This is a genomic window from Xanthobacter sp. DMC47, from assembly GCF_056313845.1.
In genome coordinates, this window is the sequence record NZ_JBQUZM010000004.1 from 708196 (window position 1) to 728940 (window position 20745).

The following is a 20745-nucleotide window of genomic DNA, read 5'->3' on the forward strand; positions in this document are numbered from 1 at the left end:
GGGTTCCTGCCCGCTCCCTTCTGGCCCTACCGCCGCGCGAACAGCTTCTCCACGTCCTTCAGCGAGAGCGTGACGAAGGTCGGCCGGCCGTGGTTGCACTCGCCCGCATTGGGCGTCTGCTCCATCTCCCGCAGCAGCGCGTTCATCTCCTCGACCCTGAGGCGACGCCCGGCCCGCACCGAGCCGTGGCAGGCCATGGTGGCGGCGACGTGCAGCAGGCGCCGTTCCAGCGGCAGCGCATCGTCCCACTCGGCGGCATGCTCGGCGAGGTCGGTAACGAGGCGGGTCACGTCCGCGTCCTTCAGCAGGGCCGGCACCTCGCGCACCAGCACCGCGCCGGGTCCGAAGGGTTCCAGCACCAGCCCCAGAGCGGCGAGGTCGGCCGCGCGCTCGGTGAGGCGGTCGGCGTCGGCCGGGTCGAGGTCCACCACGGCCGGAATCAGCAGCCCCTGCCGCGCCACGCCATCGCGCTCCATGGCCGCCTTGAGCTTCTCGTAGACCAGGCGCTCATGGGCCGCGTGCTGGTCGATGAGGACGAGCCCCTCGCGGGTCTGGGCGACGATATAAGTCTCGTGCAACTGCGCGCGGGCTGCTCCCAGCGGCCGGTCGAGATCGACCGCCGAGACGGGCGCAGCATCGGCCCGCGCATCGGCCGAAGGCTCGGCGATCTCGAGGCGCACCTGCTCCTCGCTGGATCGGAAGGCCTCGGGCCGGGCCGGCGATTGCCGCCAGTCGTAATCGAGCCGCGGCGCCGGACGGAAGCCGGCGAAGGCCCCGCCGCGCTCGGGCTCTGCAAGGCCGGAAGCGGCGCGGGAGGGAAGGCTGGGCGTCTGCGCCAACGCCACGAGGCGGTCCGCCATGCTGGCGGCGGTGGAGGGGATGCGGGCGGCCAGCGCATCGGAGAGGGTCCGCACGATGAGGGCCCGCACGTTGCCGCCGTCGCGGAAGCGCACCTCGGTCTTGGCGGGATGGACGTTCACGTCCACGTCGCGCGGATCAAGGGTGAAGAACAGCGCCAGCACCGGGTAGCGATCGGACGGCAGGAGGTCCGCATAGGCCGCGCGCACCGCGCCCATGAGCAACTTGTCGCGCACCGGGCGGCCGTTGACGAACAGATACTGGCTCAGCGAATTGGCCTTGGAGAAGGTCGGCAGGCCGGCGAGGCCATTGAGCCGCACGCCTTCGCGCAGGCCGGATACGGCGATGACATTGCGCCCCGCATCGGCGCCCAGCACGTCCGCGAGCCGCTGCGCACGACCAGCCTCGTCGTCCGGGCGAGCGGGGAAAGTGACCGGCGCGCGCTCATCGGTGGCAAGTGTGAAGGCGACGTCCGGTCGCGCCAGCGCTAGGCGCCGCACCACGTCCGCAGCGGCCGCGCCCTCTGCGCGATCCGACTTCAGGAACTTGAGACGGGCGGGCGTCGCATAGAAGAGGTCGCGCACCTCCACCCGCGTGCCCCCACCCAAGGCCGCCGGACGGGGCGGCGTCACCACACCGCCATCCACCCGCACCTCGAAGGCATGGGCAGCCCCCGGCGGGCGGCTTGCGATGGAGAGGTGGGCCACGGCGCCGATGGACGGCAGGGCCTCCCCCCGAAAGCCGAGGGTGGCGATGGCCAGCAGGTCCTCGCCGGACAGCTTGGAGGTGGCGTGGCGCTCCACGCACAAGGCGAGATCGTCCGGCCCCATGCCCGAGCCGTCGTCCGAGACGCGCACGAGCCGACGTCCGCCGCCCTGGATCACCACCTCGATGCTGCGCGCCCCGGCATCGAGCGCGTTCTCCACCAGTTCCTTCACCACGGCAGCCGGCCGCTCCACCACCTCGCCGGCGGCAATGCGGTCGATGAGCACGGGCGGTAGGCGGCGGATGGACATGGCACTCATCACGATTCGGATGGGCCGATCTTACCGGCTGGCGCCAGCCGCGCGAAATGCCCGCAAACCGGCCCAAGGGCACGCTTCCGAAGGGCGCGCCCCACGGTCGAGCTTGCTTTGACGCCGGCAAGGACTAATTGTGTAGTTTGAATTCAGAGATTGGGACGGCTCCGCGCGCCGTCCCCGAAGGCAGTGTCATGAACTATGTTGAGGCGGCCAATGCGCCGCTGCGCAAGACCGGCCACATCAAGCTCTACGGGCCGGCAGGCTTCGAGGGCATGCGGCGGGCCGGCGCGCTGACCGCCCAGGCGCTCGATGCCGTAGCGGAAATGATCGGGCCGGGGGTGACGACCACCGCCATCGACCAGCTCATCTTCGACTTCGCCATGGACCATGGCGCCTATCCCGCCACCCTCATGTACCGCGGCTACCGCTATTCGGTCTGCACTTCGGTGAACCACGTGGTGTGCCACGGCATGCCCAACGCCCGGCCGCTGCGCGACGGCGACATCGTGAACGTAGACGTGACGCTGGTGCTGGATGGCTGGTACGGCGATTCGAGCCGCATGTTCCCCGTGGGTGCCATCCCGCGCCGGGCGGAGCGGCTTTTGGACGTGACCTATGAATCGATGATGCGCGGCATCCGCGCCATCCGTCCCGGCGCCCATGTGGGCGACATCGGCGCGGCCATCCAGGAGTTCGTGGAGCCGCAGCACATGAGCGTGGTGCGCGACTTCTGCGGCCACGGCGTGGGCCAGGTGTTCCACGACGAGCCCAACATCGTGCACGTGGGCCGGCGCGGCGAGGGGCCGAAGCTGGTGCCGGGCATGATCTTCACCGTGGAGCCGATGATCAACCTCGGCCGCCCGCATGTGAAGGTCCTCTCCGACGGCTGGACCGCGGTGACGCGGGACCGTTCCCTCTCGGCCCAGTTCGAGCACGCGGTGGGCGTGACGGAGACCGGCGTCGAGATCTTCACCCTGAGCCCCAAGGGCTATCACAAGCCGCCTTACGTCACCGCCTGAGGGAGCCGGATGGCCGAAGCGCCGGAAGACGGCCTGAACGAGGCGCCCCACTTCCATGGGCATCGCGACCGGCTTCGCGCGCGTTTCCGCTCCGCCGGCGCGCAGGCGCTGGCGGACTATGAGCTTCTGGAGCTGGTGCTGTTCCGCGCCGTGCCGCGACGGGACGTGAAGCCCCTCGCGAAAGCCCTCGTGGACCGCTTCGGCTCGTTCGCGGAGGTGGTCGCCGCGCCGGTGCAGCTGCTGGCCGAGGTGCCCGGCGTGAAGGACGCCATAATCACCGAGCTGAAGGTGGTGGAGGCCGCGGCCCAGCGCCTCGCCAAGGGGCAGGTGAAGCGGCGCCCGGCGCTCTCATCCTGGAGCGCGGTGATCGACTATTGCCGCACGGCCATGGCCTATGCCGACCGCGAGCAGGTGCGGGTGCTGTTCCTCGACAAGCGCAACCAGCTGATCGCCGACGAGGTGCTGCAGACTGGCACCGTGGACCACGCACCCGTCTATCCCCGCGAGGTGGTGAAGCGGGCGCTGGAGGTCTCCGCCTCCGCCCTCATCCTCTGCCACAATCACCCTTCGGGCGACCCCACCCCCTCGCGCGCCGACATCGACATGACCCGGCGCATCATCGATGTGGCCAAGCCCCTCGGCATCGAGGTGCACGACCACATCATCGTCGGCAAGGACGGACACGCGAGCCTCAAGGGCCTGCGGCTGATCTGAGGCAGCCGGATCCATGGATCGGATCAGTGCCCCTCGAAGGCCACCAGCGTGCGCACCGCGACGCCCAGCCCCCGCAGCTTCTCGGCGCCGCCGAGATCCGGCAGGTCGACGATGAAGCAGGCGGCCTCGACCACGGCACCGCAGGTCTGAAGCAGCTTCACCGCGCCGGTAGCGGTGCCGCCTGTGGCGATCAGGTCGTCGACCAGCAGCACCCGCTGGCCTGGGTCGATGGCGTCCACGTGCATCTCGATCTCGTCCTCGCCATATTCGAGGGCGTAGGCCATGCGGACGGTCTGGTGGGGCAGCTTGCCCTTCTTGCGGATGGGTACGAAGCCGGCCGAGAGCTGATGCGCCACCGCGCCGCCGAGGATGAAGCCGCGGGCCTCGATGCCGGCCACCTTGTCGATCTTCGCACCCGCCCAGGGCTGCACCAGCTCGTCCACCGCCCGGCGGAAGGCGCGGGCGTCTCCCAATAGGGTGGTGATGTCGCGGAACAGGATGCCGGGCTTCGGATAGTTCTCGATCGTACGGATGGACGCGGCGAAATCGGCAGGGGTCATGACAGGCTCCGGTTTGGCGGAGAAGCTAAGGCGCCATCGGTGCGGGGGAAAGCGGCGTGGCAGCTGAAAGCGCGGATGCCGCGCAGTCGTGATCGCCAGGGGCTGGCACGAACCAGGGGCCGGCACGAAAAAGGGCCCCTCTCGGGGCCCTTGATCGTTCGATCAGGAGATCGTGCCGACGCGCGCGGTTCAGTGCGCGACGTTCGACCAGACCTTCTTCTTGGTGAAGTACAGCAGGCCGCCAAGCACGATCAGGAAGATCATGACCTGGAAGCCGATGCGCTTGCGCTGGTCGAGGTGCGGCTCAGCCACCCACATCATGAAGGCCGCCACATCCTGGGAATACTGGTCCACCGTCTGCGGCGAGCCATCGGTGTATTCCACCTGGCCGTCGCTGAGGGGCTTCGGCATGGCGATCTGGTTGCCGGGGAAATACTCGTTGTAGTTCAGGCCCGGCTGCACATGAACGCCGGCCGGCGCCTCTTCGTAGCCGGTGAGCAGCGCGTGGATGTAGTCCACGCCGTGCTCCTGGTACTGAATGAAGGCATCGGTGATGAAGCCCGGGAAACCGACGTGGTAGGAGCGGGCCTTGGCCAGCACCGAGAAGTCCGGCGGCAGGGCGCCGCCGTTCGCGGCGCGGGCGGCGTTGTCGTTCGGGAACGGCGCCGGCCAATGATCGGACAGGCGCCCGGGACGCTGGAACATGTCGCCGGAGTCGTTCGGTCCGTCGGTGATCTGGTACTCGCTCGCCACCTGCTTGGCCTGCGCCTCGGTGAAGTGCGGGCCGCCCTCCTGGGCGAGGTTGCGGAAGTACAGGTAGTTGGCCGAGTGGCACGCGGCGCAGACTTCCTTGAACACCTTGAAGCCGCGCTGCAGCTGGCCCTGGTCATACATGCCGAACGGGCCGGCGAAGGACCACGACATGCGATGCGGACGCGGCTGGGCGTGGGCATTCTCGGCCTGGGCGCCGGTGGCGCCCAGCGTCATCAGCAGGGCCGCCGCGACGGCACCGAAGAGAGAGCTACGAATGGTCATTGCTGTTCTCTCCGCGCCGATCACTTGGTCTCGGGACCGGCCGCCCCGGCGACCACCACCGCTCCGCCCTTGGACTTCGCGAGCACGGCATCCGCGATGGACGCCGGCACGGGCTTGGGGCGCTCGAACAGGCCGAGCAGCGGCAGGATGACGAGGAAGTGGATGAAATAGTAGGCCGTCAGGATGCGCGAGACGACGAGCGCGCCACCCTCGGCGGGCTGGGAGCCCATATAGCCGAGGAGGACGGCAACCACCGCGAACACCCAGAAGAACTGGCGGAAAAGCGGACGATACTTGGCCGAGCGCACCTTGGAGGTGTCGAGCCAGGGCAGGAAGGCCAGCACCGCGATCGCCGCGAACATGGCGAGCACGCCGCCGAGCTTGTCCGGGATAGACCGCAGGATCGCGTAGAAGGGCAGGAAGTACCATTCAGGCACGATATGCGCCGGCGTGGAGAGCGGGTTGGCCGGGATGTAGTTGTCCGAGTGGCCGAGGTAGTTCGGGATGTAGAAGATGAACCAGGAGAAGAAGATCAGGAACACCACCATCGCGAAGATGTCCTTGATCGTCGCGTAGGGGGTGAAGGGCACCGAGTCCTTCGACACGTTCTTGATGTCCACGCCGTCCGGGTTGTTCTGGCCCACGTGGTGGAGCGCCCAGATGTGGAGACCGACCACGCCGGCAATCATGAACGGCAGGAGATAGTGCAGCGAGAAGAAGCGGTTCAGTGTGGGATCACCCACCGAATATCCGCCCCACAGCCACTCCACGATCGTGGTGCCGACCCAGGGGATGGCCGAGAACAGGTTGGTGATGACGGTCGCGCCCCAGAACGACATCTGGCCCCAGGGGAGCACGTAGCCCATGAAGGCGGTCGCCATCATGAGGAGGTAGATGATGACGCCGAGGATCCACAGCACTTCGCGGGGGGCCTTGTAGGACCCGTAGTACATGCCGCGGAAGATGTGGATGTAGACCGCGATGAAGAACATCGAGGCGCCGTTGGCGTGGATGTAGCGGATCAGCCAGCCGTAGTTCACGTCGCGCATGATGTGCTCGACGCGGGCGAACGAGACCGGAGCGTAAGCCACATAGTGCATGGCCAGCACGACGCCGGAGACGATCTGGCAGACGAGCATGAAGCTCAGGATCGCGCCGAAGGTCCACATGTAATTCAGATTCTTCGGCACCGGATAGGCGATGGCCGAGGAATGGATCAGCCCAACGATCGGCAAGCGGCTCTCGAACCACTGCGCGACCTTCCCCTTGGGCTGGTAGGTGGAATGTCCTTCCATGAGTCCAACCTTTTTGAAAGCGGCGACGATGCGCGCGTCAGCCGATCACGATCTTGGTGTCGGTGGTGAAGGCGTAGGGCGGCAATTCGAGATTGAGCGGTGCCGGTCCCTGCCGGATGCGGCCGGAGGTGTCGTACACCGAGCCGTGGCAGGGGCAGAACCAGCCGTTGTACTGGCCCTGGTGGCCGAGCGGCACGCAGCCGAGGTGCGTGCAGATGCCGATCACCACCAGCCACTGGTCCTTGCCGGCCTTCACACGCGCCGAATCGGGCTGCGGATCCTTGAGGTCGGACAGGGGGGTGTCCACGGCCGCCTTGATCTCCGCCGGGGTGCGGTGGGAGATGAAGATCGGCTTGCCACGCCACTGCACCGTGACGATCTGGCCTTCGGCGATGGGGGAAAGGTCCACCTCGGTGGTGGACAGCGCGAGCACGGACGCGTCGGGCTGAAGCTGGGAGATGAAGGGCCACGCCATGGCGGCGGCACCGACGGCGCCAACGGCACCGGTTGCGATGTAGAGGAAGTCCCGACGCGTCGTCGTGTCCGACGTCTCCGTATGTGCCACGGCGCAGTCCCCGATAATGTTGTCGTCCCGATGCACGAACCCTAGCCGCCGGCCTCAGAAACCGCCGGCTACAGGCCGCACGCAACAGCGCGGCCGCATGGACATGCGCGCCGCCAATTTCAAGCGCCTCTAATTGCACCCTAGCCCCATCTTGTCCAGATCATGGCGATGCGGCACGCGGTCCTGCACTGCGACAGATCCGTGTCGTTGCGCAACGTCAGGCTGGAGACCTGACCCGTCAGGGGCATGACCGAGGTGCTCTACGGCCGCGCGTGCGAATTCCGGCGGTCCAGCCACCGACTTATGGTTAAGATCAAGCATTGCACTACCTTCCTCTGATCGCTAGCTTTGCAGTGCTTTCTTTTGGCGCATTCTGCCTCGTCCCGCCCGCGTCGGCCCCACCCGCCCGGACCGCGAAAGGGAGTGTGCCGCACGCACAACATCGACCTGGGGGAGATACTCGATGGCAAAACGCGTTCTGGCCTGCCTCGCGGCAGTGGCCGGCATCGGCGCGGCGGGGGCCGCCCATGCCCAGACCGTCCCGGTTACGATCGTCAACAACACCGGCATCACCGGCAAGATGTACATCACGGTCTATGGCCAGGACCCGTCCAACGTGACGTCCTATCTTGTCAGCGACGCGACCGGAAAGACCAAGCCGCTGAACACGCAGAACAACACGCCGACCGACTATGGCTTCAATACTGCGTCGACAAGCACATATACGTTCAACGTTCCGCGCCTGAATTCCGGGCGTATCTATATTTCCTTCTGCCAGCCATCCTATCTCACGGTCACCCCGACAGGTGGCGGCACCGGCCCCCTTGCGCCCAATTCGCCGGCGCCCTGGAGCCCGTCGAGCAAGAACCACACTTCGGTGATCGACTTCGCCGAATACACCTGGGGCCCTGACAACAACTTCAACGTCAATACGACGCAGGTGGACTCTCTGGGCATCCCCATGAAGATGGTCCTGCAGAATGCGTCGCAGACGGTGACGGCCGGCTTCACGGACTCCAACTCGTCGCAAACGGTCGTCAAGACGCTTGTCGCGACGGCGCCCTGGAGCACGCTGCTCATCACGGATGGCAAGGGGCGCCCGACCCAGGTCCTCAGCCCCAATCACGGGATGGAGTCCGGGTACAAATTTCCCACCAATTATTGGGACAGCTACATCAATCTGGTCCTCACCACCTATTCCAAGGCCGGGAAGAGCTTCACCCTGAACAACCAGATCGGGAGCGTCACGACCCCGTACATTGGAACGACCTCCGCCACCACGATCTCGCTGACGCCGAAGGGGAGCACCAATGGTACGACCTTCAACAAGCCGACGTCCAAGGACCTCTGGGGGAATGGCCCTTCCTATAAAAGCGGCGACAAGGGGCCCGTGCCCAGCCTGCAGAGGTGGATGCAGGCGGCGTTCCTCCGCTCGACCTTCATCAACAGCACCAACAGCATCTCCAACTGCTCGGTGAAGCCGTATCAGGGCCTGCCCCAGAACCTCTATTCCCAGACCATCCATTCCGCGTCGATCAACGGCAAGGCCTATACCTTCCCGTATGACGATGTGTGCGAGCAGAGCAGCTACAACTCCGTCCCCGCTCCGACGAAGCTGACGCTCACCCTGTTCCCGCTCAGCTCGACGTGGAACAAGATGACCTGCAGCAACTGACCTTAAGACCCGCTCCGGCGGCGTCCCCGCCGGAGCTTCGCCTTGACCCTGCGCATCGCCCTTTACTGCCCGGACATCGCGCAGAATGCCGGTGCCATCCTGCGCACCGGCGCCTGCCTCGGGGCGGAGGTGCATATCATCGAGCCGGCTGGCTTCCCGGTGGGGGATGCCGGGTTTCGCCGGGCGGGGATGGACTATATCGACCAGGTGGTCTGGCGACGGCACGCCTCGTTCGCCGCCTTCGATGAGAGCCGGCGCGCCGAAGGCTGCCGCCTCGTGCTCCTCACCACCGCCGGCGCCGAGCCGCTGTTCGGCTTCTCCTTCCAGAGCGACGACGTGATCCTGTTCGGCCGCGAATCCGCCGGCGTGCCGCCGGACGTGCATGCCGCGGCGGATGCGCGCGTGCGCATTCCCATGCGGCCGGGCGTGCGTTCGCTCAATGTGGCGGTCAGCGCCGGCATCGTCCTCGCCGAAGCCCTGCGGCAGACCGGCGGCCTGCCCGCCTGAGCTTTCTTCCGCCTCAGGGAGGCGATAGAAGCGCCGCCACGACAGAACACCGAAGGCGGAACGCCCATGGAAAATCCCGTGCCCCCCGCTTCCGCCGCCTCCGGGTCCGGCACCGCGGCGCTCGACGCCCGCCGTGCCGAGGCGCGCGCCTGGTTCGAGGACTTGCAGGGCCGCATCATCGCCGCCTTCGAGACGCTGGAAAATGAGGCCGATCCTGCACTTTACGGCCCCTCCGCCGCCCGCTTCGTCCGTACACCCTGGGCGCGCACCGACCATACCGGAGCGCCGGGCGGGGGCGGCACCATGGCGCTCATGCGCGGGCGTCTGTTCGAGAAAGTGGGGGTGCATACGTCCACGGTGTTCGGCGAGTTCGCCCCCGAGTTCCGCGCCCAGATTCCCGGGGCCGCCGAGGACCCGCGATTCTGGGCCTCGGGCATCTCGCTCATCGCCCACATGGCGAACCCCCACGTGCCGGCCGTTCACATGAACACGCGCTTCGTCGTCACCACCAAGGCTTGGTTCGGCGGCGGCGCGGACCTGACCCCGGTTCTGTCACGGCGGCGGACGCAGGAAGACGCGGACACCATCGCCTTTCACAAGGCGATGGAAGCGGCCTGCACCGCCCACAAGGTGGCGGACTATCCGCGCTACAAGGCGTGGTGCGACGACTATTTCTTCCTCAAGCATCGCAATGAGATGCGCGGCATCGGTGGCATCTTCTACGACTATCTCGACTCGGCCGCGGCCGGCACCGGCCGCTGGGAGGACGATCTGGCCTTCACCCGCGACGTGGGCCTCGCCTTCCTCGACGTCTATCCCCGCCTCGTGCGCGCCAACATGTCGACGCCGTGGACGCAGGAGGACCGCGAGGAGCAGCTGGTGCGCCGCGGGCGCTATGTGGAATTCAACTTGCTGTACGACCGGGGCACCATCTTCGGCCTCCGGACGGGCGGCAATGTGGATTCGATCCTCTCCTCCATGCCGCCGGTGGTGAAGTGGCCGTGATCGGGCCGTCATGAAGGCCCATTATGGCTGCTGCTGCGCCGGCCCATTCACGGCCGGCCCGGAGACACAGCCATGGCGTTCGCCCCCGGAGACATCGTTCAGCTCAAGTCCGGCAGCCCCGCCCTCACCGTCGTCACCGCCTCCGAGACGGAAATCTCGGTGGTGTGGTTCGCTGAGGACGTGAGCGAGTTCCGTAGGGAAACCCTGCCCGCCGTCGCGGTGGAGAAGCTCGAAATCGCCGATTTCGAGGAAGAGGACGAGGAAGAAGACGAAGAGGACTGACCCTTAAGAAGGCTCGTCATCCAAGGCGATCGCCGCCCGCAGCAGGGCGGCGATACGGCGCGGCTCGTCGGGAAAGCCGGCGGCGATCCAGTCCGCCTCGGCGCGCCGCAATGCGGCCCCGAGTGCCGGTCCCGGCTTGAGGCCCAGCGCCAGCAGGTCCCCGGCACCGAAAGGTGGCCGCGGCACGGCCCAGTGTGCGGCCAACCGGCCGATCCTCGCCATGTCCGGACGTCCGTGGGCTGCGGCCAGAAGCGCGCGGTCTCGCGCGGCTTCCACGCCCATCCTGTAGATGAAAGCCTGCGCCGCCGCGTCGTCGCTTATCTCCGGCACGGGGCCGGCCATGGGGGCGAGCCGCCGCCCCTCGGCGTTGGACAGGCGCAGCTTTCCGCGCAGTCGCTCGGCATCGTCGGGCACCCGCACCGCGAGGGCGGCGAGGCGCCGGATGGCATCCGGCGGCACGTTCCAGCCTTCCGCCCGCCATTGCGCCTCGATCTCCACCAGCCGGGCCAAGGCGTGGGCATCGGCGATGCCGCCGATCAAGGGCTGGATCAGCCCTGCATCGCTCATGACCCCAACCGTTTCCGCCGCCCGGGGAGCCAAGAGCAGCTTCAGCAATTCGGCGCGCACCCGCTCATGGGAGAGAGCGAGCAGCCCCTGCCGAAGCCGCACGGCGCCGGAAAACGCAGCCTCATCCACGGCGCCAGCGCCGTAGGCCGCATGGAACCGGAACAGGCGCAGGATGCGCAGGTAATCCTCGCGGATGCGCGCTTCCGGCGAGCCGATGAAACGCACCTTGCGCGTCTCGAGGTCGGCGAGCCCCCCCACCAGGTCCACCACCGCGCCGTCCGGCGCTGCATAGAGCGCGTTCAGTGTGAAGTCCCGCCGCTCCGCATCGTGCTGCCAGCTCCGGCCGAAGCGCACCACGGCGCGGCGGCCATCCGTCTCCACATCCTCCCGCAGGGTGGTGACTTCATAGCCGTGATGGCCGGAGACCACCGTCACCGTGCCATGCTCGATGCCGGTCGGCACCGCCTTCAGGCCGGCGCGGGCGGCACGGGCGGCGACCTCTTGCGGCAAGGCGGTGGTGGCGATGTCCACGTCGATCACGGGCAGGCCGAGCAGGGAGTTGCGCACGGCCCCGCCGACCACCCGTGCCTCCTCCCCGTCACCGTTCAGCGCGGCTAGGAGCGGGGCAAGTCCCGGCGTCGTCCAGAAGGGTGCGCCGGCGACGCTGGCGGTCATTCGAAATGCCCCGGCACGAACACGCCGTCCTTGGTCTGCGCAGGAACATAATGGGCGCCGGGCGGCGCCACGCGGTCATGCTCGAACAGGAACAGGCCGAGCACCACAAGCGCCACCGCCGCAGTCGCAGCGATCCCCAGGGCGCGGGGCGACCAATGCGCGGGAATCGCAGAGCCCTTGGTCGCGATCAGCAGGGCGACGTAGATCAGGAACGGCGTCAGGAACAGCGCCATCTCGATGAGCAGGCTGCGCGCCATCAGGCATAGACCTTCTCATAGAGGTTGCGCAGCATGCCCGCCGTGGCACCCCAGATGTTCCGGCCCTCGAACGGCATCACGTAGAAGTGCCGCAGCGTGCCATTCCAATCCCGCGACTGGCGCTCGTGGTTGCGCGGACTCATCAGGAAGCCGAGCGGCACCTCGAATGCCTCATCCACCTCGGCGGGATTGATCGTGAGCGTATAGGCGGGATCGACGAGCCCCACCACCGGGACGATCCAGAAGCCGGTGCCGGAGAGATAACCATCGAGAAAGCCGAGGGGCCGAACCAGCGCCGAATCGAGCCCCACCTCTTCGCGTGCCTCACGCAAGGCGGCATCGACCTCGTCCTTGTCGCCGGGATCGATGCGCCCCCCGGGAAAGGCCACCTGCCCCGCATGCTGAGAGAGATGGGATGATCTGAGGGTGAGCAGGATGGTCGGCTCCGGCCGCGCGATCACCGGCACAAGCACCGCTGCATGGCGTGGGCGCTCCTGCGGAATGAGGCTCACCTTCTCCGGCTGGAGGGCGTGGTCGCCGTTCAACGCGAGGAAGTCGCCCTCCGAATAAAAGGGAGGTGCCACGGGCGAGAGGCGCTCGCCGGCGCGGCGGAGGAAATCATCGAGGCCTCCGCCTGCGCCTTTGGCCTCGGAAAACGCGTCGTCTGACACCCGCATCAGTCCAGTCCCAGTTCGGCTGCCGGAAGGATGGGGAAGAAAAGTCCGCCCGACGCCACTCCGAACATGGGAACGCCACCGTCTTCCCGCACCTCCCCCAGATCCATCAGGTCGAGATGAACCGCCCGCGACAGCCGCGCCTCCAGACCACGCCGAACATGCAGGTAGGGAACCACCTCGCCCTCCCCCGCTCCCCGGGCGAACCGCAGCGCGTGGTCCGGCCCGCAGCGCACCACGTCATCCAGATTGGTGCGGAAGACCAGGGTGCGATGCGCGGTGCGGCCGACGGCCGCATTCGGCTCGGGCACCGCCTCCACGGCCAGATCCACCGCGAGAAACGGCGCATCCTCCACCCGAATGCCCACCTTCTCCACTGGCGTCTTCAGGACGAAGCGCTCGCCCTCCCGTGCCAGCACGGAAGCGAACAGCTTCACCAGCGCTGGGCGGGTGATGGGGGTGCCCATGTAGGTCCATGTGCCGTCGGCGCGGATCACCATGTCCATATCGCCGCAATCGGGCGGGTTCCACAGCTCCACCGGGGCCGGCCCCTTCCCGCCACCGGCGCGCGCGGCCGCCATCAGCGCCTCCAGCCGGCCCGACGGCGCAGGAGCGTCGGAGGCGGTGGCCGGCGGGACGGGGGGCGTGTCTGGCGCAGGGGCAGGCATCTGGTCTCCTTGGCCCGGTCGCACCGCGAACGCGGCAGGCTCGCGATGACGTGAGTTCGCCGCACACGCACTGCGTCCGCGGGGGCTCGACGGACGCGCATCATATCGTAAGCTCTCTGTCCGGGTGGCGCGACGTTTGCAAGACTTCGCGAGACGGGCGTTGGGTCCGGGGGCTGCACAGTCGCCCCCGCGACTCGGGCTTCGTCCCAGGCCGGCACATGGACCGGCCCGCCCGATGCCCGGTAAACAGGCAAAGGGCGGAACGGATCGGCGGATGAAGGCCGGAGGCGTTTTGTTGCCGCTTTTGGCAGCAAGCTTGCGGGACGTGTCCGGCGTGCAGGCCATTCGGGCGTGCGGTTCGTATTTGGCGTGTAGGAGATGAGCATATGTCGGCTGCCGGCGAGACCTTCGACCTCGACCAGATGATCATCCGCAACGCGGAAGCCGCCGCCGCCCATGTGAAGGCCGCCCGCGCGGCCATCTCCAACGTCATCTTCGGCCAGGAAACGGTGGTGGAGCGCGCACTCATCACCATCCTCGCCGGCGGCCATGCGCTGCTGGTCGGCGTGCCCGGCCTCGCCAAGACCAAGCTTGTGGACACCATGGGCACTGTCTTGGGCCTCGACGCCCGCCGCGTGCAGTTCACACCGGACCTCATGCCGTCCGACATCCTCGGCGCCGAGGTGCTGGAGGAATCAGCCGGCGGCCGCCGCGCCTTCCGTTTCATCAAGGGGCCGATTTTCGCCCAGCTTCTGATGGCGGACGAAATCAACCGCGCCTCGCCGCGCACCCAGTCAGCCCTGCTGCAGGCCATGCAGGAATACCATGTCACCGTCGCCGGCGAGCGGCATGACCTGCCCAAACCCTTCCATGTGCTCGCGACGCAGAACCCGCTGGAGCAGGAAGGCACCTATCCCCTCCCCGAGGCGCAGCTCGACCGCTTCCTGATGGAGATCGACGTCGATTATCCCGATCGCGACGCCGAGCGGCGCATCCTGTTTGAGACCACCTCGGCGGAGGAGCAGAAGCCCCGCGCGGCCATGACGGTGGACGATCTCATCGCCGCCCAGCGCCTCGTGCGCCGTCTTCCCGTGGGTGAATCGGTAGTGGAAGCCATCCTCACGCTCGTCCGCTCCGCCCGTCCCGGCGCCGAGGGGCCGGAGCAGGCCTACATCGCTTGGGGCCCTGGCCCGCGTGCCAGCCAGGCGCTGATGCTGGCGGTGCGCGCCCGTGCCTTGCTGGACGGGCGCTACGCTCCCTCCCTCGACGACGTGGTGGCCCTCGCCGAGCCGGTGCTGAAGCACCGTATGGCGCTGACCTTCGCGGCCCGCGCAGAGCGCCAGAGCGTCACTGACATCATCCGCCGCCTCACCGAGCGGCTCGGGTGAGCGCGGACCGGCCCGCGCCCATGGCCAACACTCAAAAAGGCTCGCCCGAGGACAGGCAGCGTCACGCCGTAGAGACGTCCGCCCTCGCAGCCGCAGACCTTGCCGCGGCCATGCCGCGCCTCGTGCTGGAGGCGCGCCGCATCGCCATGAGCGTGCAGCACGGGCTGCACGGGCGCCGCCGCTCCGGCACGGGCGAGAATTTCTGGCAGTATCGCCGCTTCGTGGATGGCGAGCCGGCCAACCGCGTGGACTGGCGCCGCTCCGCCCGCGACGATCATCTCTATGTGCGAGAGCGCGAGTGGGAGGCCAGCCACACCGTGTGGATCTGGCCCGACCTCTCCGCCTCCATGGACTACGCCTCCCGCGGGCAGGCGCCAAAGCGCGAGCGCGCGCTGGTGGTTGCGTTCGCCCTCGCCGAGCTTCTGGTGAAGGGCGGCGAGCGCGTGGGCATTCCCGAACTGATGCGTCCCTCCGCCACCCGTCGCATCGTCGAGCGCATGGCCGAGGCTGTAGTCCTGGCGCCCCGCCTGCCGGGAAGCTTGCCGCCCGAATTCGGCCCCTCGCCCCTGTCCGAGATCGTGCTTCTGGGCGATTTCTGGAGCCCGGCAGAGGAGGTCTCGGCCCGCCTCCATGCGCTGGCCGCCTCCGGCGCCCACGGCCATCTGGTTCAGATCGTGGATCCCTCGGAGGAGACCTTTCCCTTCTCGGGCCGGATTGAGTTTCACGAGCCGGAGGGCGGCGACCGCCTCACGGTCGGCCGCGCCGAGAGCTGGAAGTCGGATTATGAGCTGAAGCTGGCGGATCATCGCGCGCGCCTTCGCGCCGCCGCCGAACGGCTGGGCTGGAGCTTCGCCATCCACCGCACCGACCGGCCGGCCAGCGAGCTGCTGCTCGCCCTGCACCAGCGCATGGGCGCAGGCGGCGGCCCGTCCGCCATGCCCAAGGGCGGCGGACATGCCTATGTTTCCGGAGGGCCGGCCTGATGTTCGGTCTTCCCCTGGCCTTTTCCGCGCCGCTGCTGCTCACCGCCTTCCTTGCTCTGCCCCTGCTGTGGTTCCTGCTGCGCGTGGTGCCGCCGAAGCCGCGTGAGGTGAGCTTTCCCCCGTTGCGCCTGCTGCTCGGCATCACGCCCAAGGAGGAGAGCGCGGCCCGCACGCCCTGGTGGCTGACCGCCTTGCGCCTGCTGCTGGCGGCGCTGGTCATCCTTGCCGCCGCCGGCCCCATCTGGAACCCGCCGGCGACAGCCCCGGCCGGTACCGGACCGCTTCTCATCGTGATCGACCAGGGCTGGCCCGCCGCCGCGAGCTGGGAAGCGCGCCGCAGCGTTGCAGCCGCCCTCATCGACGAGGCGGAGACCAACGGGCGCGGCGTGGCCCTCATCCCGACAGGCGACGTGCCGCGCGAGGCGACCCTCTCCACCCCCGCCGCCGCCCGCGACCGCCTGCGCTCGCTGGAGCCGGTGCCCTATGCGCCCGCCCGCAAGGAGGCGCTGGCGCTGGCCGGGCGCCTCCTCGGCACCGAGCCCGCTGCCGGCGTGGTCTATATTTCCGATGGCGTGGACCTTGGCGCCGATCCCGACACCGCCCGCGCCTTCGCTGATCTCGGCGCCGGAGCGCGGCTGCTGGTGGTGGGCGGCGGCGTCGCCGAGCCGCTCGCCCTTGCCGGCGCGGAAAATGCTGCCGAGGCGCTCACGGTGAAGGTGCTGCGTCCCACCACCGGCGCCCCGCGCGCCGGGCGGGTGACGGCCCGCGACATGCGCGGCCTCGTGCTCGCCGAAGCGCCTTTCACCCTGCCCGAGGGTGCGAGCGAGGTGGACGCGCGCTTCGACCTGCCGGTGGAACTGCGCAACGAAGTGGCGCGGCTGGAGATTGCCGGCGAGCACTCGGCCGGCGCCGTGCAACTGCTCGACAAGCGCTGGCGGCGGCGCTCGGTGGGCGTCGTCTCCGGAACCTCCACCGATACCGGCCAGCCGCTGCTGGCGCCGACCTATTACCTCTCCCGCGCCCTCGGCCCCTTCGCCGACCTGCGCGTGGCGGAGACGGGCTCGGCCACGGAGAACATCAACCGCTTCCTCGACCAGCGGCTGCCTGTGCTGGCGCTGACCGACGTGGGCACCATCCCGCCCGCCACCCGCAACCGCCTCGCCAAGTTCGTGGAAGACGGCGGCGTGCTGATCCGCTTCGCCGGGCCGCGACTTGCCAATGCGCAGGACGATCTCCTGCCCGTGCGCCTGCGCCGGGGCGGTCGTGTTCTGGGCGGCTCGCTTTCGTGGGAAACGCCGCAGAAGCTCGGCTCCCTGACGCCGGAAGGCCCCTTCCGCGACATCAAGGCGGCCGACGACGTGACGGTGAACCGGCAGGTGCTCGCCGAGCCGGACGGCACGCTCGGCGACCGCACCTGGGCGACGCTGGCGGATGGCACGCCCCTCGTCACCGGCACCCGCCGGGGCAAGGGCGCGCTGGTGCTGTTCCATGTCACCGGCGACACCTCCTGGTCGAACCTGCCCCTTTCCGGCACATTCGTTGAGATGCTGCGCCACGTGGTTGCCCTGTCCGACGCCCCGCCCCCGCCCGAGACGGCGCCCGCCGGCACCGCGGTTCCGTCCGCCGGACGGCCGGATGTGGCGGCGCTGCCGCCCGCCCGCGTGCTCGACGGCTTCGGCGCCTTCCGTCCCGCCGGTCCCACCGCCCGCGCTTTGCCCGCCGATTATCGCGGCCGCTCCACCGCCGACCATCCGCCCGGATTCTACGGGCCGCCGGACGGCCTCGTGGCGGTGAACACTCTGCTCCCCGCCGACCGGCCCAAGGCGCTCGACCTTGCGGCGCTGGGCGGGCGCACGGAGCCGTTGCAGGAGAGTGCGCCGCGCGACATGCGCGGGCCGATCCTTATCGCTGCCATGCTGCTGCTGCTGCTGGATGCGCTGGCGGTTCTCTTCCTCGCTGGCGGGCTCTCCCGCATGGGCGGCGCACGTGGCCGGCGCGGTGCCGCCGCCGCCCTGCTCGCCGCCGCGTTGCTGGGCGCGACCGCGGGCGCCTTCGTGCCGGCGCCTGCCCGCGCTGACGACGCCTTCGCCCTGAAGGCCACCACGCAGACCCGCTTCGCCTATGTGGTGACGGGCGACAGCGAGGTGGATGACATCTCCCGCGCCGGCCTCGACGGCCTCGCCACCTTCCTCGGCCAGCGCACCGCGCTGCAGGCGGGCGAGGCCATGGGCGTGGACATCTCCAAGGACGAACTCGCCTTCTTCCCAGTCCTCTACTGGCCCATCCTCGCCAACACACCGGTGCCGGCGCAGCCGGTGCTGGCGCGCATCGATGCCTACATGAAGCAGGGTGGCACGGTGATCTTCGACACCCGCGACGCCATCGAATCCCCTGGCGGCCCCGGCGCACCGCTCACCCCGGCGCAGGCGCGGCTAAAGGAGATTCTCTCCCGCCTCGACATTCCGGAGCTGGAGCCGGTGCCACGCGACCACGTGCTGACCAAGGCTTTCTATCTGCTGAAGGACTTCCCTGGCCGCTTCACCGGCGGCACGACATGGGTGGAAGCGCTGCCCGCCGCGCGTGACGATGCCGACCGTCCCGCCCGCGCCGGCGACGGCGTGTCACCCGTCATCATCACCTCGAACGATCTGGCCGGCGCTTGGGCCGTCTCGCGTTCCGGCGAGCCCATGCTGCCGCTCACCCCCGGTGAGCCGCGCCAGCGGGAGATCGCCTTCCGGGCCGGCGCCAACATGGTGATGTACGTGTTGACCGGCAACTACAAGGCGGACCAGGTCCACGTGCCTGCGCTTCTGGAACGGCTGGGGCAGTGAGGAAGACATCCATCCGATGAGCTACGGCCTCACCTTCTCCCCCTTCCTACCGCTGCCGGCGCTGATCGGCGTGGCGGTCGCGGCCGCGCTGCTGGCGGGGCTGCTGATCTATTCGCGCACCCGCGGCTCGGTGTTCCGCGCGCTGGCTCTGGCGATGGGCCTGCTCGCCCTCGCCAACCCTTCCTTCACCCGCGAGGAGCGCGAGCCGCTGTCTTCCGTGGTGGCGCTGGTGGTGGACAAAAGCCAGTCGCAATCCTTTGGCGAACGCACCCAGCAGACCGAGGCGGCGCGCGCCCAGCTCGCCGAGCGGCTCGGCAAGCTCTCCGGCGTCGAGGTGCGCACTATCGAGGCCGATGCGGGCGACGGCTCGGCGGACGGCACGCGCCTGTTCTCTGCGCTCTCGGCCGGCCTTGCCGACGTGCCGCCGGAGCGGGTGGCCGGCGCCATCATGATCACGGACGGCCGCGTCCACGACACGCCGGAAAATGCCGGGGCGCTCGGCTTTTCCGCCCCCATCCACGCCCTCATCACCGGCCGGGCCGGCGAGCGGGACCGCCGCGTGGCGCTGGAAAAGACGCCGCGCTTCGGCATCGTCGGCCAGAAGCAGACCATCACCTTCAAGGTCACGGACGAGGGCGCGCCCGCCGGCGCCCGGGTGCCCGTCACCATCCGCCGCGACGGCGAGGTGATCGGCCGACCGACCGTCACCACCGGCCGCAGCGCCAGCATCGACGTGGACATCACCCACGCCGGCCCCAACATCGTCGAGTTCGAGGTGCCCCCGCTCGAGGGCGAGCTGACGCAGGTGAACAACCGCACCGCCGTCGCCATCGACGGCGTGCGCGACAAGCTGCGGGTGCTGCTCGTCTCCGGCGAGCCGAACGTGGGCGAGCGCACCTGGCGCAATCTTTTGAAGAGCGATGCCAATGTGGACCTCGTCCACTTCACCATCCTGCGCCCGCCGGAGAAGCAGGACGGCACGCCCATCAATGAACTTTCGCTGATCGCCTTCCCGACCCGCGAGCTGTTCCAGACCAAGATCAAGGATTTCGACCTCATCATCTTCGACCGCTACGCCCAGCAGGGCGTGCTGCCGCAGATCTATTTCGACAACATCGTGCGCTACGTGCGCGCCGGCGGTGCCGTTCTGGTGGCGGCGGGGACGGACTTCCTCGACACCGGCTCGCTCTACAACACGCCGCTGGAGGAGATCCTCCCCGGCGTGCCGCGCGGCGAGGCCACCGATGCGCCGTATCACGCCAAGCTCACCGACCCCGGCAAGCGCCATCCCGTCACCCGCAACCTGCCGGGCTCGGAGAGCGATCCGCCCCACTGGAGCCGCTTCTTCCGCGTGATCGACGCGCAGGCGCGCTCCGGCACCAGTCTGATGTCCGCGCCCGGCGACAAGCCGGTGCTGCTGGTGGACCGCGTGGGCGAGGGCCGCGTCGCCCTCCTGCTCTCGGACCACATCTGGCTGTGGGCGCGCGGATATGAGGGGGGCGGCCCCCACATCGACCTGCTGCGTCGCCTCTCCCACTGGTTGATGAAGGAACCGGACCTGGAGGAGGAGCGCCTCAAGCTCACCGTCTCCGGCCGCGATCTCGTGGTGGAGCGCCAGACCATGGCGGATCAGGTGCCGGCCGCCACCGTCACCACGCCCTCGGGCGCTCTGCGCACCCTCACCCTCACGCAGGTCGAGCCCGGCCTGTGGCGCGCGAAGACGCCGGCCGATGAACTCGGCCTGTGGCGGGCACAGAACGGCACCCTGAACGCCCTCGCCAATATCGGCCCCCTGAACCCCAAGGAATTCGCCGAGGTGACGAGCACCCGAGACGTGCTCGCCCCCATCGCGGCGGCCACCGGCGGCGGCGTGTGGCGCCTCGCCGACCTCAACGGGCAGGTACCACGCCTCGTGCAGGTCTCCGCCTCCGACCGGCTGGCCGGCGAGGACTGGATGGGGCTGAAGACGCGGGATGTCTCGGTGGTGCGCGGCATCGGCCTGTTCCCGATGTTCGCGGGCCTCTCCGGCCTGCTCCTGCTTTTGGGCTTCATCACCGCCGCGTGGGTGCGGGAAGGCCGCTGAGGCGGCTTTTCGGGATGGATTCCGGGACGGCCGACGCTTACGGCCAACGCCTTCCCGCCGGTTCCCGCATCTCGTGTTTGCC

General features: G+C 68.8%; 19 protein-coding genes. 10 read left to right on the forward strand and 9 right to left on the reverse strand.

Annotated features, from left to right (window positions below):
- Positions 1–26: 26 nt before the first annotated feature.
- Positions 27–1874: a DNA mismatch repair endonuclease MutL gene (gene mutL / locus ACT54R_RS15070; protein ID WP_476327566.1), complete on the reverse strand. Its 1848-nt coding sequence runs from the start codon at positions 1872–1874 to the stop codon at positions 27–29.
- A 197-nt stretch (positions 1875–2071) separates the two neighbouring features.
- On the opposite strand from mutL, the gene map reads away from it, so the two are divergent.
- Positions 2072–2899, forward strand: a complete 828-nt coding sequence (gene map, locus ACT54R_RS15075) for a type I methionyl aminopeptidase (protein ID WP_168456357.1) — start codon at positions 2072–2074, stop codon at positions 2897–2899.
- Between the two features lie 9 nt (positions 2900–2908).
- A complete protein-coding gene (radC, locus tag ACT54R_RS15080; RefSeq protein ID WP_476327568.1) occupies positions 2909–3613 on the forward strand; it encodes a RadC family protein in 705 nt (234 codons plus the stop codon).
- A 23-nt stretch (positions 3614–3636) separates the two neighbouring features.
- Here radC and ACT54R_RS15085 read toward each other — a convergent pair whose 3' ends face one another.
- The 4 genes from ACT54R_RS15085 to petA form a co-directional block, all read right to left on the reverse strand.
- Positions 3637–4173 carry an adenine phosphoribosyltransferase gene (locus ACT54R_RS15085; protein ID WP_476327570.1) on the reverse strand — a complete coding sequence of 179 codons (537 nt, stop codon included), beginning with the start codon at positions 4171–4173 and terminating at the stop codon, positions 3637–3639.
- Positions 4174–4362: 189 nt separating this feature from the next.
- Entirely contained in the window at positions 4363–5208 is an 846-nt protein-coding gene (locus tag ACT54R_RS15090; protein ID WP_168456354.1) for a cytochrome c1, read from the reverse strand.
- Positions 5209–5228: 20 nt separating this feature from the next.
- Complete coding sequence (locus ACT54R_RS15095) at positions 5229–6503, reverse strand: cytochrome b (RefSeq protein ID WP_476327572.1); 1275 nt, start codon at positions 6501–6503, stop codon at positions 5229–5231.
- A gap of 37 nt (positions 6504–6540) precedes the next feature.
- Positions 6541–7068 carry a ubiquinol-cytochrome c reductase iron-sulfur subunit gene (petA, locus tag ACT54R_RS15100; protein ID WP_168456352.1) on the reverse strand — a complete coding sequence of 176 codons (528 nt, stop codon included), beginning with the start codon at positions 7066–7068 and terminating at the stop codon, positions 6541–6543.
- 463 nt (positions 7069–7531) lie between these two features.
- On the opposite strand from petA, the gene ACT54R_RS15105 reads away from it, so the two are divergent.
- The 4 genes from ACT54R_RS15105 (at position 7532) to ACT54R_RS15120 (ending at position 10537) form a co-directional block, all read left to right on the forward strand.
- Positions 7532–8743, forward strand: coding sequence for a beta-1,3-glucanase family protein (locus ACT54R_RS15105; protein WP_476327574.1), 1212 nt, complete (start codon positions 7532–7534; stop codon positions 8741–8743).
- A gap of 42 nt (positions 8744–8785) precedes the next feature.
- On the forward strand, positions 8786–9250 hold the full coding sequence (locus tag ACT54R_RS15110) for a tRNA (cytidine(34)-2'-O)-methyltransferase (RefSeq protein WP_476327576.1): 465 nt from the start codon (positions 8786–8788) through the stop codon (positions 9248–9250).
- A 66-nt stretch (positions 9251–9316) separates the two neighbouring features.
- The gene (gene hemF, locus ACT54R_RS15115) at positions 9317–10255 is read left to right on the forward strand and encodes an oxygen-dependent coproporphyrinogen oxidase (protein WP_476327578.1); all 939 of its coding nucleotides are present in this window, start codon (positions 9317–9319) and stop codon (positions 10253–10255) included.
- Between the two features lie 72 nt (positions 10256–10327).
- Positions 10328–10537, forward strand: a complete 210-nt coding sequence (locus ACT54R_RS15120) for a DUF2158 domain-containing protein (protein WP_168456348.1) — start codon at positions 10328–10330, stop codon at positions 10535–10537.
- 3 nt (positions 10538–10540) lie between these two features.
- On the opposite strand, the gene ACT54R_RS15125 is transcribed toward ACT54R_RS15120, so the two are convergent.
- Genes ACT54R_RS15125 through ACT54R_RS15140 form a run of 4 tightly spaced genes read right to left on the reverse strand, consistent with a single transcriptional unit; the run spans position 10541 to position 13291 of the window.
- Positions 10541–11779, reverse strand: a complete 1239-nt coding sequence (locus tag ACT54R_RS15125) for a CCA tRNA nucleotidyltransferase (protein WP_476327580.1) — start codon at positions 11777–11779, stop codon at positions 10541–10543.
- Positions 11776–12036 (reverse strand): DUF6111 family protein, encoded by a 261-nt coding sequence (locus tag ACT54R_RS15130; protein WP_476327582.1) that lies wholly within the window; start codon positions 12034–12036, stop codon positions 11776–11778. Before ACT54R_RS15130 ends, ACT54R_RS15125 begins: the two co-directional genes overlap by 4 nt.
- Positions 12036–12713: a CoA pyrophosphatase gene (locus ACT54R_RS15135; protein ID WP_476327584.1), complete on the reverse strand. Its 678-nt coding sequence runs from the start codon at positions 12711–12713 to the stop codon at positions 12036–12038. Before ACT54R_RS15135 ends, ACT54R_RS15130 begins: the two co-directional genes overlap by 1 nt.
- Entirely contained in the window at positions 12713–13291 is a 579-nt protein-coding gene (locus ACT54R_RS15140; RefSeq protein ID WP_476329195.1) for a DUF1285 domain-containing protein, read from the reverse strand. The genes ACT54R_RS15135 and ACT54R_RS15140 overlap by 1 nt, the downstream gene beginning before the upstream one ends.
- A 509-nt stretch (positions 13292–13800) precedes the next feature.
- Here ACT54R_RS15140 and ACT54R_RS15145 point away from each other — a divergent pair.
- The 4 genes from ACT54R_RS15145 to ACT54R_RS15160 are packed head-to-tail and all read left to right on the forward strand — an operon-like array spanning position 13801 to position 20663.
- Positions 13801–14766 (forward strand): AAA family ATPase, encoded by a 966-nt coding sequence (locus ACT54R_RS15145; protein ID WP_371745107.1) that lies wholly within the window; start codon positions 13801–13803, stop codon positions 14764–14766.
- Positions 14767–14786: 20 nt separating this feature from the next.
- Positions 14787–15749 (forward strand): DUF58 domain-containing protein, encoded by a 963-nt coding sequence (locus ACT54R_RS15150; RefSeq protein ID WP_476327586.1) that lies wholly within the window; start codon positions 14787–14789, stop codon positions 15747–15749.
- Positions 15749–18580 carry a DUF4159 domain-containing protein gene (locus ACT54R_RS15155; RefSeq protein ID WP_476327588.1) on the forward strand — a complete coding sequence of 944 codons (2832 nt, stop codon included), beginning with the start codon at positions 15749–15751 and terminating at the stop codon, positions 18578–18580. Before ACT54R_RS15150 ends, ACT54R_RS15155 begins: the two co-directional genes overlap by 1 nt.
- A 16-nt stretch (positions 18581–18596) precedes the next feature.
- The gene (locus ACT54R_RS15160; RefSeq protein ID WP_476327590.1) at positions 18597–20663 is read left to right on the forward strand and encodes a hypothetical protein; all 2067 of its coding nucleotides are present in this window, start codon (positions 18597–18599) and stop codon (positions 20661–20663) included.
- Positions 20664–20745: the final 82 nt, after the last annotated feature.